This is a genomic window from Candidatus Thermodiscus eudorianus (assembly GCA_015521085.1).
GTDB lineage: Archaea > Thermoproteota > Thermoprotei_A > Sulfolobales > Acidilobaceae > Thermodiscus > Thermodiscus eudorianus.
This window is the reverse complement of record WAOW01000006.1, coordinates 196,178-209,772: the sequence shown is the minus strand read 5'-3', so window position 1 is coordinate 209,772 and position 13,595 is coordinate 196,178. Positions and strand designations below refer to the sequence as shown.

The following is a 13,595-nucleotide window of genomic DNA, read 5'->3' as shown; positions in this document are numbered from 1 at the left end:
CCTCTCCCACTCAATTAGACAAAACCCGGGAGGCCGCCGTAGCTCAGCAGGCAGACCCTGTGCGGGGCCTAAAGCGCTGGCCTTGTAAGCCAGTGGTCGCGGGTTCGAATCCCGCCGGCGGCTCCACAATTCCCCCGCTGTCTTACGATTGTATAGAATGTATTTGCTTAAGGCGTCGATAACAGTAACTCTATATAGCGATCGATCAGCAAGGTCCATTCTAACAGTCCTCCTCGTATACTTTCAGGAATTCTTCCCTATCTATTCCTGCCAGTTCAAGCACTCCAAGAAGAGTACCAGGCTTTAGCTCTGGGTGGAGTGGCACGACAGTTACGATCTTCCTATCACCAGTGTACTTGGCTAGGACTACGTGACTCCCACGTTGTCTCCTCACAGCGAACCCGAGTTTCCTGACGAGCAGCTCTACGACTTCACGCCCTGACAGTCTTGGGAGCCTTTGCTTCAACCTCCAGCACACCCACAATGCCTCGATCGAGTTGCTCCAGCTTCTCTAACGCCTCAGGAGCCTCCTCCAGGTATAGCTCTAGTGCTTCTCGGAGATTCTCGACGGCCTCCTCGACAGTTCTACCCTGGCTAGTAACCCCTGTAGCAATCTCTCTAGCCACATACGTGTCCTCCTCACGCCAGACAATAACCCTAACACGCATCCCAGAAGAACACCCCTCAAACCTATAATACAGTTCCAGGATAAAATCCGTGGTAGTTTGTGAACCTTTCAGGTCTCATATGGCTTTCTGTAGCATGTAGCGTTGGTATCCACATCTTCGATCTTGTAAGCCAGTGGTCGCGGGTTCGAATCCCGCCGGTATAATTGTGTGTTGCGCTGTATATTTTGTATTCTTCTGTAAGCAACCTTTACGCCTAAACATCTGCACTTCTCTAGCCGGTTTTAATTCTAACTCGAACTCATAGCCTAGTTCGGGGCTACCTTAGCTATTATTTCGAAGTCTTTGTCTTTCATTATCAGCTTTTCTCTCCTGTTTAGTGCTATGGAGGCAATTAGTAGGCCGGCGAATGCTTGTGGCTGTCCTCTCCTTAGTAGTTGCAGTTGGAGCTTATGGACTGTAAGATAGTCTTGCTCCACGGGGAATATAACGTTGCCCTGGAAGCGCTTATAGTACACTATCCGGGGATACTCTACAAGGGTTACAATCGTTATATCCTCGGTTATGGACTCTCTCGCGGACCCTATCTATTACAACGCTGGTGTCTAGTACCGTCAAGGCAGTCGTTCCCTCACGCGTTTACGCAGCTCCTCTATATCATGTTCTCCTGCCTCCTCTATGTCCTCTAAGAGTTGCTCCCTTCTCACGCCGAGTTTCGATCGAACCTCCTCGATGCTCACTCGACCCCATAGCCTCGCTACTATCTCTTCTACAACTCTCCAGGCCTCCTCCTCCGAGATCCAAGGAGGTAGCTTAACCGTAATAGTTCTCGGCTTAACCACCCAAACCGTAATCACCACTCTAACTAGTAGATTCCCGCTCAAACCTTAAAGACACTAGCACACGCAAAACAAGCCACTACTACAGTATATAATCAGTATCAGTATATAATTATAGATATAATTACAGAAGGTCTAGCCAGTCCTGGTTGTCTAGTAGATCCTTCAATGTTGCTTTAGCGGTTGAGAGGGATTATAGTTATTCTCGTGGATTTTACTTGGGTTTCCTAGAGGTAGTCTACTAGTGTGCGCGTTGGTCCTCTCTTCTTCTCTTCTCTTTCCTCTGATCTTGCTAGGAGGTCTCTGGTTATGGTATGGACTAGTTCTTTCCAGGAGGCTTCTCCCGCTATCCAGGCTAGTGCCTTGTCGGTGTTCCTTGATAGCGCTTGTAGTAGGTCTTGCCATTTCAGCCCTAGCCTGTGGAGTTCCTCTGACCAGTGGTCCCAGAGGTATTTCGGGAGCTGGTTCCCCGCGAATACTATGTATTTTGCCTTGCCCTGGCTCTCCAGTAGGATTCGTAGTGCCTTCTTTATGTCTAGTGGTTCTGGTGGTGGCTGGAGGAGTTCGCTCGCCATATAGGGGCCCCTGTATACTCTTATGTGTCTCTCCGTATTTAATAATGGTTATGAGAGTCTCGAACGCGTTAGAGGGGTGTGCTGGAGAAGATACGACTGGATAAAAAGGAGAGGGTGTTGCCCCCGGGGCTATCTGCCTTTGAACTTGGGCTTCCTCTTCTCCAGGAATGCCGTTACGCCCTCGATAACGTCCTCGGTGCTGAAGAGTAGGGCGAATAGGTGTGCTTCGAGGCTTAGGCCCGCCCATATGTTGGACTCTAGCCCGTATTCTACAGCGTACTTGGCCGCCATCAGGGCTAGCGGCGGCTTCTCGGCGAGCTTCAATGCGAGCGCCCTAGCCTCCTGGTCTAGTCTCTCCGGTGGTACCACCTTGTCGACTAACCCTATCCTGTAGGCTTCGGAGGCGGGTATCATGTCTCCTGTGAATATGAGTTCCTTGGCCTTTCCTCTACCCACGAGCCTGGGCAGTCTCTGGGTGCCTCCCGCGCCCGGTATGAAGCCGAGGTTTATCTCTGGCTGGCCCAGCATGGCGTCCTCGCTAGCGATCCTTATGTCGCCGCTCATGGCTATCTCAAGGCCTCCCCCGAGGGCGTAGCCGTGTATGGCTACGATTATCGGCTTGGTGTAGAACTGCATCTTGAGGGTCAGTTCCTGGAACCTCCTGGAGAACTTGGCCACGTCTATCGGCGTCACCCCGGCGAAGGCTGTTACGTCGGCTCCAGCGCTGAAGGCCCTGCCCTCGCCCTTGAGTATGACTACCCTCACGTCCGGGTCCTCTTCCAGCTCGTCGAGGGATTCTCCCAGCTCCTTTAGTAGCTCTGGGCTTAGCGCGTTGTATTTCCTGGGCCTGTTGAGGACTATCCATGCTATAGGCTTCTCCTTCCTTATTATGATGGTCTTCTTCTTGATCTCCTCGATCTCTCCATACTCGTAGAAGCCCTTACCCGTCTTCCTGCCGAGCTCTCCCTTCTCTACCATCTCTAGTAGGAGTGGGTCTGGCTCCATCTCTTCGAGGCCTAGGTCCTCCTTCAGCTTCTTCAGGGCCTCTACTATGGCGTCTATCCCGAACTCGTCCGCGTACTCTAGTACTCCCTTGGGCCATCCGAGCCCTAGCTTGACGGCCTTATCGATGTCCTCCTTGCTGGCCACATCGTTCCTGAGGAGCCATGCGGCCTCGTTAACGGCGGGTGCCACTAGGAGCACTGGGTCGACCTTGCCGGCTAGGTCCTTTGGTATGTTTGGCCTGGCGTACTTGCCTGGGGCTGGGTACTGGTAGAAGCCCTTGCCTGTCTTCATGCCTAGCTCGTTCTTCTTGAACTTCTCCTCGTAGAGCGGACAGGGGGTTGTCTTGAAGCCCCTCTCCTTCATTGCCTGGAACACGTAGTAGAAGACGTCTATGCCCGAGTAGTCGCTCAGCTCGAATATGCCCATTGGGAGGCCCAGCACGTACTTTACGGTAGCGTCTACCTCCTCTATGGTCGCCTTGCCCTTGGCTACTAGGTGGCAGCCGGTGTTCAGGAACCTGCCCAGTATCCTGTTCACTATGAAGCCTGGGACGTCCTTCTTGACTATAACTGGCTGTTTCCCGAATTTCTTCGAGAGCGCTACAGTGACCTCGACGGTCTCGTCGCTAGTCTTCTCTCCTCTGATTATCTCGACTAGCGGCATTAGCGGTGGTGGGTTGAAGAAGTGCATGCCGACTACCTTCTCGGGCCTCTTGGTCGCAGATGCTATCTCCGTTATAGGCAGGCTGCTGGTGTTGGTGGCTAGTATGGCGTGTTCCGGCGCGTGCTCGTCGGCGAAGGCGAAGAGTTTCTGTTTTAGGTCTAGCCGTTCTATTATGGCCTCTATCATGAAGTCGGTCTCCTCTAGGGCTTTGGCGAACTCCTCGGTATAGTTGCCCTGCTCGTCCAGGTTTACGATAGGGGTTATACGGGCCATGACTGTGTCGACGCTGTCCCGGAGCACTCCCTTCTCGGCCAGCTTCGTTAGGCTCCACTTGATCTTCTCCAGGGCGTTGTCGAGTATCTCCTTCTTTATATCGGCCAGGTAGACCTTGTACCCTGCCATGGCCGCTACTTCGGCGATCCCATGGCCCATAGTCCCGGCTCCAACCACGGTTATAGTCTTTATCTCGTCCACCTTTACCATTTGTAGAACTCACCCCTTCTCCTATGCCTCGCGTAAATACAGTTGCATACCTTGGATAATATTCCTACGAGGCCGGTGTCTTTGTAAGCCCAAGTAGGGGGATATATTTAAAACCCGAGAAGCCGCCGGACCTATTCGGGTGTAATGTATGAGCGAGTACATAGACGAGGTGAAGAAGCTAGTCAGGGAAGAAGCCTCAAAGTACGGGCTGAAGATACTGCCACGCGGCAAGTCGTCGTTCAGCCTAATGAAGGGAGGACAGGTGTACATGACGATCAGGGACACGGGGGACAATATCGAGATAAGCTTCCAAGGCCAGAAATACCTATACGACAAATTCTACACTAAGCCAGAACACCTTGCACAAGTCGTATTCAACGTGCTAGAGGCACAGCATAGAAAGGTAGAGCAGGAAGAGTAACGGTTTCCCCGCCAAGACGCTCCTAGACACCAACCTTAAACTCTATACAACCCCTAGTATACCAGGCCTCCCAGCCCGCCCTGGGAAACCTGTACTCCCTCGGAGGGTCCCTCCATGTCGCTTAGACTATCCCATAACCTACTCGACTACGTGAACGAGGCCTCAATAATACTATCCAAAGTATATGAGGAAAACAACTATATAAACTACTATCCCAGGCCAACACCAGAGGAAATAGAATCGTGGCTCAAGAGCGACCCAGAGTATGACCCCCTAGAGACGGCGATAGCCGAGACAAGCACGGGAGAGGTCGTGGGCTATGCAATGGCATGGGCGATGGACGACTACGAGCCAGGAGGAGGCCGAGTAACTATAGACCCGGAGACCCCGGAGCCGCTCTATACCGAGGCTCTAAGGCTACTCCTCCACTGGATAGGAGAGACCCTGGCCTACTACGATAAGGCTATCGACCCAGCCACCATATACATCGGGAGGGAATACTCAAGAATCCACCTCGCCGTAGAGAACATACTGGGTGGGAGAGCCCTCTACGCGCACTCGGGATCGCTAATGGAGTTCAGGGGGTCCCTCAAGTCAACGCCGCCCCCGGGCTTCAGAGAGGAGGTTATCCTAAACCTCCCCGACATAAACCTCGTAGACGAGATTAGAGGCGCTGTAAACGATGCCTTCTCTATATACCCGGGCTCGGGGGACTGGGAGCTAGCCAACGCATGGAACTACTATAAACTCATGTTCACCGAGCACCCCGGCGAATACTTCATAATCACCCTCCTGGGAGAAGAGGGGATAGCAGGGCTAGCGGAGATAAACCACTACGAAGTATCGGGTGGCAGGAGGGTCGGCTATGTATCCCTGCTAGCCACACGCAGGAAATACCAGGGCAGGGGGATTGGAAGCTACCTCTTATCCAGGGCCAAAGCGGTCTTAGAGCACATGGGAATAGACACTCTCGTCCTAGACAGCGTGCCCAAGGCACAACCCCTCTACGAGAAGCTAGGCTTCACACCAGTCCTCAGAAACCTCAAAGCCCACGTACCCGTGACGGCCCTCCTATCCCTTTAAACCAAACAGCCAGTTACCCGGGTTATTTTACCAGTCCAGTACAATTGCATGGTAGACGGGAAGGTAAGTCTTGGCCTGGAGACTCTACTGCCCCCGTTGCGGATGGACCGGTGGGAGCGAGGAGTACCACCCCTTCTGCCCCAGGTGCGGCGGCCCCCTGGAGGCTAGAGGGACCCTCCCAGTACCTAGAAGGCCTGTATTGGGAGAGGGAGACACGCCTCTAGTAGAAGACAGTAGAGGGACCCTCTACAAGCTAGAGTATCTCAACCCTACTGGGAGCTTCAAAGACAGGGGCACGGCATACTCCATTCACCTAGCCCATACTCTAGACTATAAGTGCGTAGTCGAGGATTCAAGCGGCAACACCGCGATCTCCACCGTAGCCTACGCTGGCTGGTATGGTATGAAGGCCAGGGTACACGTGCCTCTAACCATATCTCCGGGGAAGCTAGCGCTCCTACGATTCATGGGAGCAGAAGTCGCCATACACCCTACCAGGGAGGAGGCATCGGAGGCCGCGAGGAGAGACGCCGAGAGGTGCTTCTATGTAGCCCACTCGACCAGCCCAGTATTCCTGGAGGGTATAAAGACTCTAGGCAGAGAGCTGGGGGAGGCCGCCCGGGATAGGCTAGTCTTCGCCCCCGCTAGCAGCGGGTCCCTTATTGTAGGCATCTACAGGGGCTTGATCGAAGCAGGGATAGAGCCTAGGATAGTAGCCGTCCAGTCTCCCCTGGCCGCCAGCCTAGATGGGAGGGTTAGGGTGTTGGAGAGGCTCGGCTCCCAGGGCTCCCTGCTGGATGCACTGGTCTTGAGGGACCCTCCCCGGCTGAGGGATATGGTGGAGGCGGCCACGGAGGGGGTTGTCATAGTGGGGGACGAGTACGTCCGTGTTGCTTGGCGTCGATTGGCTTTGAGGGGTTTAATAGTGGAGCCCTCCAGCGCCTCTGTATATGCGGCGGCCGACGCTTTAGATGCTCACAACTCTATCTTGATCCTCACAGGCAGCGGGTTAAAGTACCACGATAAGATGGCTGAGGAGGTTGAGGTCGGGTAGCCAGAGGACGCTGATCGCTGGGGCCGTCGTGCTCTTCACGCTGTCCGGGCTTAGCCTCATCCACCTAACCGGGGGTCCCTCAAGGCTCCTACACCTGGTACTGGAGATGGACTCGTCCGTCGTGGTGGCCATGCTCTTCCTCTTCCTAGCCGAGCTGGTTAAGGCGGTGCGCCTCACACTCTTCGCCAGGAGCTATGGATTGAGGGTCCCCCTCCACTGGGCCCTGACAGCCAGGCTAGTCGGCAGGTTCTTCGGCGTGCTCACGCCAGCGTACTCCGGGGCCACGCCCGCCAGGGCCGCGGTGATCGCGGCGGCCTCCAACATGGAGCCGGGATCAGCCTTCGGTATAACAACTATCGAGAGCCTCTTCGACACCTTCCTCCCAATAGCTGTAACACTGATACTGACAATACCCCTCCTACCGGCAACCTGGCTGGCGTTCCTGACATCGTTGTTCTTGGCCAGCCTCTGGCTTGGCGGGATCGGCTGGGTTCGGACCGATAGGTTCGTTAAATTCGTCAATAGAAGGGTCAAGACCGACTACGCATGCTACCTGCTAAGGCAGCGGGACAAGTTCCTCAAAAGCATGTCATCGATACTGAGGAACAGGCTCGTGTTCACGATAGGGCTCACACTCACCCTGGCCGCCCATATCGTGGAGACCTACTCCATACTAGTCCTCTCGCACTCGGCGACCATAGAGCCTGGCTGGAGCATGCTGGAGTCCGTGTGGAAGAGCTTTCTAGCCCTTGAGATATCGAATGTCATGGTCATGAGTCCCACTCCCGGCGGCGCGTTGTTCTTCGAGTACGGGCTGACCGGGGTGCTAGACCCGGCGTTACTCGTATGGTGGCGTATAACGTATGTGGTGTTCAGCCTTATACCGGGCCTCCTCATACTACTCCTACTCGGCAGGGTCAGGGAATACGCTAGGTCTCTATTGGAGACGGAGGTGAAGACCTGTGAAGCCAGCCAGGTACTATGACATGCACATACACCTCCACGAGTTCGAGGACCCTGAAGAAGCCCTAGAAGCCAACGACACTGTCCTGGTCGCGGTGAGCGACGACCTAGAAAGCCTGACCGCTACAGTAGAGCTGGCTAAGAGCTTCGGGAACGTGATAGCATGCGCAGGCTACCACCCCTGGAACTTCCGGGGAGGCGGAAGCCTCCAGGAGGCCTACGAGGTGGCCAGGGCCTTCTACAGGCTGGACCTGGAGTGTATTGGCGAGGTTGGGCTTGACAAGAAATTCGTGCCAGCAGAGACGTGGAACGCCCAGGTAGAGGTTTTTAAGACGTTCGCCGGCCTAGCCCGGGAGACAGACTCCTACATGACAATACACTCCCCAAACGCCTGGCGAGACGCCCTGAAGATAATAGTGGACCTCGGCGTTGCCAGGGCAATGTTCCACTGGTACACCGGCCCCCTAGACCTTATACCGGTCATAGCAGGGAACGGCTACTACATATCGATAAACCCGGCGGTAAGGATCCAGGAGAAACACCGCCGGGTAGCCTTCCAGGCCCCACTAGAAGCCATGGTCTTCGAGAGCGACGGCCCCTACAACTATAGAGGGCTAAGGCTCACCCCCAGGATGATACCCGGCTCTATAAAGCTTGTAGCCGAGCTAAAGGGGGTCCCGATAGGGAAGGTAGAAGAGGTGGCTCGGCTCAACTCCCAGAGACTACTCTTCTAGGCGCCCCCTTTATCCTCAAGCCAGACCCGCTCTATTTCGAAGAGCCACGAGTCGGGGCCTAGCCTCATGGGACGCCCCTGGACGCGTAGCTTCTTCCTATAGTGCGGCGCGTCCACAACTAGGGTCTCGGCCTCGCCTCCCTCGAAGGCTGGATTGAACCCGTATCGCTCCGCTAGCCTTATTATCTCCTCGATGTCGCCTGGCGCTAGTTCTCTCCCCAGGTATCTGGGTGGGAGGCCGTAGACTGTTATGGATGTTATGATGAATCTGAAGCCTTCGGCTACGAGACGCCTCATATAGGCTCTGGGGTCCATGCCCCACTGGGGTGCGTAGATCTCGAAGCCAATCTTAAGCGATATCCTCTTCATCCTCTCATACTGGTATCTACTGGCAATGGCCCCTACCGAGACCACTTCGAAGCCGGTCTCCCTCTTCAGGGAGGAAAGGATCTCGGCGAGCTCCTCCACCTCCCTCTCCTTCACGCCACTAACCTCATACTCCCTGTAGACGCTTTCCAGGCCCATCGCAATGGCTTGATACCTGACCAGCGAGACGTGGGGTACATGGAACATCCAGCTATCACTCCTCTTGGGGCGCAAGGCGAGTATACAGGCTGGTTCGTACCCCTCTAGGAGGGCTCTGTAGAAGGCATAATTGCTATCCTTCCCCCCGGATATTAGCCCGCAGAGCCTCCTCTTAGCCACTCCTCCAGCAACCCCTTGACCCTGCTGAGACAGTACTCTCGCGCCCTCGAAGGCATGCCCTCCGCTGGATCCTCATCGACCCTAACATGTAGCCTTATGTTCACGAGCTCTACCCTATCGTCTACCATAGAGACTGTGAGCACGCAATCATCTACCCTCTTATAGCAGAGGGTGACGGGTCCCTCAACCAGCTTGTCGTCGCACTCGATGGCCTCAGGCAGGAGCTCGTATACGTCTATAGAATAGAGGACCCAGTCCCCAGACCGGATCTTAACTACCCTGTAGTGATCGTCGATGACATCCTCTTCTAGGATGTACCCGGTAATTTGGGGGTCCCTCCTCCACTACTCTGTTTGAACTGGCGTGACGACGACCAGCTGTCTCCCGCAGAAGGGGCAGCGGTAGTTGAACTTCCTCGCATCGGCGTGGCAGAAGTAGGCCCCATACTCTTTAGCGCATTTCGGGCAAGCGTATACTACCTCGGTCCTCCTGGCCGCGCCGGGGTGTTGGCCTGTTAGGCTTAGGTAGCGGCCGCAGACTCTGCACCTGACCGTCACCCATCCTATGTGGCCGTGGGCGTTTATCCCCTTGATTAGTCCTATCGTCACTCTTGCACCCACCCAGGAAGCCACTGTGTAGCATGGGCTTATAAAGGCATCACGCTATTCGACGCAGCCAGTAGCCTCCTCGGGCATGTGTAGGCTGTGCACCTAGACTTTTTAGCGGGTTGGAGGCCGGCTTTTGTTATCGGAGCGAGGGTGTGCTGGGATTGAACAAGATCAAGGCAATAATAATAATATCATTTATAGCAACGATAATATCGGCGGTCATCGGCGTGGCGGTGTACTACTCGTTCCTATCCCCGTTCCGGGCGGCGGCCAATGAAGGCAACCTAGAGGAGGTCCTGGGCAAGGTAACCTATATCGAATACAATGTATCGGATCAGCAGGGCAATAAGTACATCGTCAAGGTAGAGAACAATCCCACCGCCAAATCAGGGGTAGCCGAGCTCTATAGTGGAGACAGCCTGGAGTACAAGGTCTACTACAACTATTCGGGCAGCGGCCTAACCTACGCTAGGATAGAGTACTCGAACGGGACGGTCAAGGAGTACCGGGGGGCCGACGTGGTCGTGTTGGAGGACTTCTTCCTAACCAGCCTAAAGTTCAATATAGAACCCGCTAATTTGACAGTGACCGACTTCAGCCCATTCCCAGGCGTGGCCCCGGTATACCTGCCAAAGTTCCTGGGCGAGAGGCTTCAAGTCAACTGGGATATGCTAGCATCAATCAGGCGTGGCACGGGTAATGTGTCGTCTTTGATGGAGGTGAGGGTTGGCATGGGCAAGCTCGTCATAATGGGTAAGGAGGTCTCGGGGGCCACACTAGTGCTGAATCCCAGCGCGCCGAACCCCACGGTGAAATGGTCGATGCTGTCTTACTCCATGTTCCTGACAGATATGAAGGGGCTACCGGTAGTCGGGTCTTGGAGCGTTAGTATAACTACCCCGGGCCAGGAGTACAGGCTAACCTACAACCTCGTCACTATACACTTCTCGGGATAGGAAGTAACCCGGACATAATCCTGGTTACATCAGGGTCCGAGGTCATCTTGTAGAGACTACAGATTATATCCGGTCACCCCAGGGTATCTGGTACTAGTTACTCTTCCTCCTAATCACTAACCAACAGCAAAATACAACACCGGTGAAGGGAAGATGTCGTTGGCCATCCCACTAGTTGTAGAGTACGGCGAAGTCCACAGGGAGAAACTCAGGATAGTCACATTCAAGATAGAACCCTCAAAGCTAGAAGAAATAGACAGGGCAGCGGCTAAACTAGGGCTGAGTAGGAGCGAGTTAATAAGATACGCCCTAGAGAAGACCATTAAAGAGCTAGGCGTCTAACGGCAACATACAAAAACCCTAACCCCCAGACCAGTAACCATCGGGTGCCGCCGTAGCTCAGCCTTGGCAGAGCGCCGGACTCATACGGTCCCGTCCCTGCCGAGTCGCAGGGGCCTGGGAGATCCGGAGGTCCCGGGTTCAAATCCCGGCGGCGGCACCACGAAAGACTCCCAGGCCCCATACAACTCCCTTGCAGTATTATCCTAACCGGGCCCGTCGAGGCAGTGTAATAAAATAATTTAAGTGCATCGAAAATGTATATACGAGGGCCAGGTAACCCATATAGATAGTCGATACAATCCCTTATACAGACGAGGCCAAACACCTGGTGTACAAGAATGGGTAAGGATATCCTAATACTAGGAGGTGGGACAGGCGGAATAGTTGCCGCGCTAACCTTCGCCGAGGCAAAGAAGAAGCACGGCCTCGACATAAACGTGACCCTAGTCAATAAGGATGAATGGCACTACATGCCTCCCCTCTGGATGGACGTCGCCCTCGAAGGACTACCCCTGGACAAGACCAGGGCCCCCATCAAGGGCCTCGAAAAGTACGGCGTCAACGTAGTGGTCAAGGAGGCTGTAAAGATAGACCCCGACAACAGGAGCGTCGAGACAGCTGATGGAACAAAGCTCAACTACGACTACCTATTCGTCACCCTCGGCCTAAGGAACGGATGGGAAGCTATACCCGGCTATGACAAGGCTGGATACCACAACTACGAGCCAGAGGCGGCGGTCGAGTTCAATAAGGCTCTACGGCAATTCAAGGGAGGCAAAGTGGTCATAGCAGTCCCAGAACTACCCTTCAGATGTGGAATATACCCGGTCGAATTCGCGACTGTACTAGGCCATATGCTTCACTTGAAGGGGATAAAGGCGGAGATAGTAGTGTTGAGCCCGAAGATGCCCGACGGGAGGGACATTTCTTGGGCTCTAGGCCCCGACATTGCTAGGCTATGGCACAAGTACTTCAACAGGTACAATATAACCGTGAAGGTACATGACGGGATAGAGAAGGTTGACGACGAGAGAAAAGTCGTTGTAACCAAGAACTACGAGGAATCTTATGACCTCCTCGTAAAAGTACCGCCGCCGAGGCCGCCTAAGGTGCTGGAGGACCCCAAGTTCCTCTTCGAACAGGACAAGAGGTTCGTAAAAGCAAGGCCACTAGACTTCAGGCACCCCGAATACGACGACATATTCCTGACCGGAGAACACTCAATGCCGCCAACAGGCCTAGGCACCGCTGGAGTCTTCATACACGCCGCAACATACAAGGCCGCCACGATACTCCTCCACGAGGAGTATGGAGTGGGAGAGCCACACGACATACATCCAGTGGCGTGCGTCGCTTATAGCGGAGACAAGGGCTTCATGGGTGTATGCGAAGTGGACTTCGACGGCACAATGTACAACTGGAGAAACTGCTATAATGTAATGGAGAGCTTCGCTATGAAGCTAGTCAAGAGGGGCTTTTACCAGGGGTGGCTCGATAAACTGAGGGTCTAGGAGGTGAGTTGTAGTGAGTGAAGGTCTAGAGTTCAGCGAGGTAGAAGTCCAGGCGTTAAAAGACCTGCTTGAAGTCGCCCTCGAACTAAAGAAGTCAGGTCTACTAGGCATGCTGAAAGAGATGCTCTCAGACACGGAAGGAGCAATGTCGGGCATGCAAGCAGACACAAGCCTGATGAGGCTCGGAGTCCTAATAGGGGCGATGCTAGAAGCAGCGAGGAGGCTCGACGGGTCAACGATAGCCGGGCTAAAGATGAACACAGAAGACACCTCATTCTGCCTATTCAACTCCCTAGCATCAGTAACTCCCGCGAAGGCAGAGCCCAAGGGAATGTTCGGGCTCATGGGAGCGCTGAGGGACCCCGACGTCCAAAAGGGCCTGGGCTATTTGATGGCCATTGCCAAGAACCTGGGCGCCTGTCTCAGGAGCCTGGAGAAATAATAGTGGTGGCGCTAAGCCGGGGACTCGGCGGCCCTGGCTCTAGCCATGATATAGTGCACACGCCTACCCTCCTTCTTTTTAACCAGGACCCCCTCCTCCGTCAGCTCCTTCAGCACGGCATAGACCCTGCTCTTGCTTAGGCCCGTATAGGATACTATGTCGCTCGGACTGTTGATTCCCTTCGAGATCGCCTCTAACACTAGCTTTTCCGCCTCATCGCCCTCATAGGATTCCAAGGCCTCCTCATTGACTTCGACGGTTTCCTCTAGATCATGCGTCTGCCCTGAATCGCCTTTCTTATCCTCGGCTTCACGCTGCTCCTCTCTATCCTCAAGCCTGACTACCCTATTCTTCAAAACATCTATCTCGTTAACCAGGGATGCCGCAATGCTATAGGCCTGCTTCAGCTCGCTGGCCAATCCCGCCATTTGGCCCTCTAATTCTTTAATCTTACTCTTCAGAACGGTATTCTCTTCCTTGAGCTTAGACAACTCTGCTTTAAGGGCCTTGTTCTCTTCTTCTAGCTTCCTTAAGTCCTCTCTATCGAACCCGAATATAATCTTCGCTAGGCCCAATTCGATCCCTA

19 protein-coding genes and 2 tRNA genes are annotated in these 13,595 nt (G+C 54.3%); 11 read left to right on the top strand and 10 right to left on the bottom strand.

Annotation, left to right across the window (positions count from 1 at the left end; genetic code table 11):
- Nucleotides 1-32: 32 nt before the first annotated feature.
- Nucleotides 33-126, top strand: a tRNA-Thr gene (locus F7C38_06525).
- A 94-nt stretch (nucleotides 127-220) separates the two neighbouring features.
- Here F7C38_06525 and F7C38_06520 read toward each other — a convergent pair.
- The 6 genes from F7C38_06520 to F7C38_06495 form a co-directional block, all read right to left on the bottom strand.
- On the bottom strand, nucleotides 221-466 hold the full coding sequence (locus F7C38_06520) for a type II toxin-antitoxin system HicA family toxin (protein ID MCE4601201.1): 246 nt from the start codon (nucleotides 464-466) through the stop codon (nucleotides 221-223).
- Entirely contained in the window at nucleotides 432-668 is a 237-nt protein-coding gene (locus F7C38_06515) for a type II toxin-antitoxin system HicB family antitoxin (protein ID MCE4601200.1), read from the bottom strand. Before F7C38_06515 ends, F7C38_06520 begins: the two co-directional genes overlap by 35 nt.
- A gap of 266 nt (nucleotides 669-934) precedes the next feature.
- Nucleotides 935-1,144: a hypothetical protein gene (locus F7C38_06510; protein ID MCE4601199.1), complete on the bottom strand. Its 210-nt coding sequence runs from the start codon at nucleotides 1,142-1,144 to the stop codon at nucleotides 935-937.
- Nucleotides 1,145-1,240: 96 nt separating this feature from the next.
- Nucleotides 1,241-1,468: a hypothetical protein gene (locus F7C38_06505; protein MCE4601198.1), complete on the bottom strand. Its 228-nt coding sequence runs from the start codon at nucleotides 1,466-1,468 to the stop codon at nucleotides 1,241-1,243.
- 224 nt (nucleotides 1,469-1,692) lie between these two features.
- On the bottom strand, nucleotides 1,693-2,040 hold the full coding sequence (locus F7C38_06500) for a hypothetical protein (protein ID MCE4601197.1): 348 nt from the start codon (nucleotides 2,038-2,040) through the stop codon (nucleotides 1,693-1,695).
- Nucleotides 2,041-2,169: 129 nt separating this feature from the next.
- Entirely contained in the window at nucleotides 2,170-4,191 is a 2,022-nt protein-coding gene (locus F7C38_06495) for an enoyl-CoA hydratase-related protein (GenBank protein ID MCE4601196.1), read from the bottom strand.
- A gap of 148 nt (nucleotides 4,192-4,339) precedes the next feature.
- On the opposite strand from F7C38_06495, the gene F7C38_06490 reads away from it, so the two are divergent.
- From F7C38_06490 to F7C38_06470, 5 genes are all read left to right on the top strand, one after another.
- Complete coding sequence (locus F7C38_06490) at nucleotides 4,340-4,612, top strand: hypothetical protein (GenBank protein ID MCE4601195.1); 273 nt, start codon at nucleotides 4,340-4,342, stop codon at nucleotides 4,610-4,612.
- A gap of 114 nt (nucleotides 4,613-4,726) precedes the next feature.
- Nucleotides 4,727-5,695: a GNAT family N-acetyltransferase gene (locus F7C38_06485; GenBank protein MCE4601194.1), complete on the top strand. Its 969-nt coding sequence runs from the start codon at nucleotides 4,727-4,729 to the stop codon at nucleotides 5,693-5,695.
- Between the two features lie 70 nt (nucleotides 5,696-5,765).
- Entirely contained in the window at nucleotides 5,766-6,749 is a 984-nt protein-coding gene (locus F7C38_06480; protein MCE4601193.1) for a pyridoxal-phosphate dependent enzyme, read from the top strand.
- On the top strand, nucleotides 6,736-7,734 hold the full coding sequence (locus tag F7C38_06475) for a flippase-like domain-containing protein (GenBank protein MCE4601192.1): 999 nt from the start codon (nucleotides 6,736-6,738) through the stop codon (nucleotides 7,732-7,734). The genes F7C38_06480 and F7C38_06475 overlap by 14 nt, the downstream gene beginning before the upstream one ends.
- Complete coding sequence (locus F7C38_06470) at nucleotides 7,712-8,446, top strand: TatD family hydrolase (protein ID MCE4601191.1); 735 nt, start codon at nucleotides 7,712-7,714, stop codon at nucleotides 8,444-8,446. The genes F7C38_06475 and F7C38_06470 overlap by 23 nt, the downstream gene beginning before the upstream one ends.
- Here F7C38_06470 and F7C38_06465 read toward each other — a convergent pair.
- The 3 genes from F7C38_06465 to F7C38_06455 all read right to left on the bottom strand — a co-directional run bounded on the left by F7C38_06465 (nucleotide 8,443) and on the right by F7C38_06455 (nucleotide 9,758).
- On the bottom strand, nucleotides 8,443-9,150 hold the full coding sequence (locus F7C38_06465; GenBank protein ID MCE4601190.1) for a diphthine--ammonia ligase: 708 nt from the start codon (nucleotides 9,148-9,150) through the stop codon (nucleotides 8,443-8,445). The two genes, F7C38_06470 and F7C38_06465, sit on opposite strands and share 4 nt — an antisense overlap.
- Nucleotides 9,123-9,293, bottom strand: a complete 171-nt coding sequence (locus F7C38_06460; protein ID MCE4601189.1) for a hypothetical protein — start codon at nucleotides 9,291-9,293, stop codon at nucleotides 9,123-9,125. Before F7C38_06460 ends, F7C38_06465 begins: the two co-directional genes overlap by 28 nt.
- A 201-nt stretch (nucleotides 9,294-9,494) precedes the next feature.
- Nucleotides 9,495-9,758, bottom strand: coding sequence for a hypothetical protein (locus F7C38_06455; protein MCE4601188.1), 264 nt, complete (start codon nucleotides 9,756-9,758; stop codon nucleotides 9,495-9,497).
- Between the two features lie 161 nt (nucleotides 9,759-9,919).
- Here F7C38_06455 and F7C38_06450 point away from each other — a divergent pair, with 161 nt between their 5' ends.
- From F7C38_06450 to F7C38_06430, 5 genes are all read left to right on the top strand, one after another.
- On the top strand, nucleotides 9,920-10,714 hold the full coding sequence (locus F7C38_06450) for a hypothetical protein (GenBank protein ID MCE4601187.1): 795 nt from the start codon (nucleotides 9,920-9,922) through the stop codon (nucleotides 10,712-10,714).
- A 153-nt stretch (nucleotides 10,715-10,867) separates the two neighbouring features.
- Nucleotides 10,868-11,056 (top strand): ribbon-helix-helix protein, CopG family, encoded by a 189-nt coding sequence (locus F7C38_06445; protein ID MCE4601186.1) that lies wholly within the window; start codon nucleotides 10,868-10,870, stop codon nucleotides 11,054-11,056.
- A 46-nt stretch (nucleotides 11,057-11,102) separates the two neighbouring features.
- Nucleotides 11,103-11,216: transfer RNA gene (locus tag F7C38_06440), tRNA-Met, on the top strand.
- A gap of 178 nt (nucleotides 11,217-11,394) precedes the next feature.
- The gene (locus F7C38_06435; protein ID MCE4601185.1) at nucleotides 11,395-12,567 is read left to right on the top strand and encodes an FAD-dependent oxidoreductase; all 1,173 of its coding nucleotides are present in this window, start codon (nucleotides 11,395-11,397) and stop codon (nucleotides 12,565-12,567) included.
- A 13-nt stretch (nucleotides 12,568-12,580) separates the two neighbouring features.
- Nucleotides 12,581-13,009, top strand: coding sequence for a DUF1641 domain-containing protein (locus F7C38_06430; protein MCE4601184.1), 429 nt, complete (start codon nucleotides 12,581-12,583; stop codon nucleotides 13,007-13,009).
- 11 nt (nucleotides 13,010-13,020) lie between these two features.
- On the opposite strand, the gene F7C38_06425 is transcribed toward F7C38_06430, so the two are convergent.
- Nucleotides 13,021-13,584 (bottom strand): hypothetical protein, encoded by a 564-nt coding sequence (locus F7C38_06425; GenBank protein ID MCE4601183.1) that lies wholly within the window; start codon nucleotides 13,582-13,584, stop codon nucleotides 13,021-13,023.
- Between the last annotated feature and the right edge of the window lie 11 nt (nucleotides 13,585-13,595).

Bases quoted from the DNA above. Each gene is read 5' to 3' on its own strand.
- F7C38_06515 (MCE4601200.1), bottom strand. From the start codon at position 668: ATGCGTGTTAGGGTTATTGTCTGGCGTGAGGAGGACACGTATGTGGCT.
- F7C38_06500 (MCE4601197.1), bottom strand. From the start codon at position 2,040: ATGGCGAGCGAACTCCTCCAGCCACCACCAGAACCACTAGACATAAAG.
- F7C38_06495 (MCE4601196.1), bottom strand. From the start codon at position 4,191: ATGGTAAAGGTGGACGAGATAAAGACTATAACCGTGGTTGGAGCCGGG.
- F7C38_06490 (MCE4601195.1), top strand. From the start codon at position 4,340: ATGAGCGAGTACATAGACGAGGTGAAGAAGCTAGTCAGGGAAGAAGCC.
- F7C38_06485 (MCE4601194.1), top strand. From the start codon at position 4,727: ATGTCGCTTAGACTATCCCATAACCTACTCGACTACGTGAACGAGGCC.
- F7C38_06445 (MCE4601186.1), top strand. From the start codon at position 10,868: ATGTCGTTGGCCATCCCACTAGTTGTAGAGTACGGCGAAGTCCACAGG.
- F7C38_06435 (MCE4601185.1), top strand. From the start codon at position 11,395: ATGGGTAAGGATATCCTAATACTAGGAGGTGGGACAGGCGGAATAGTT.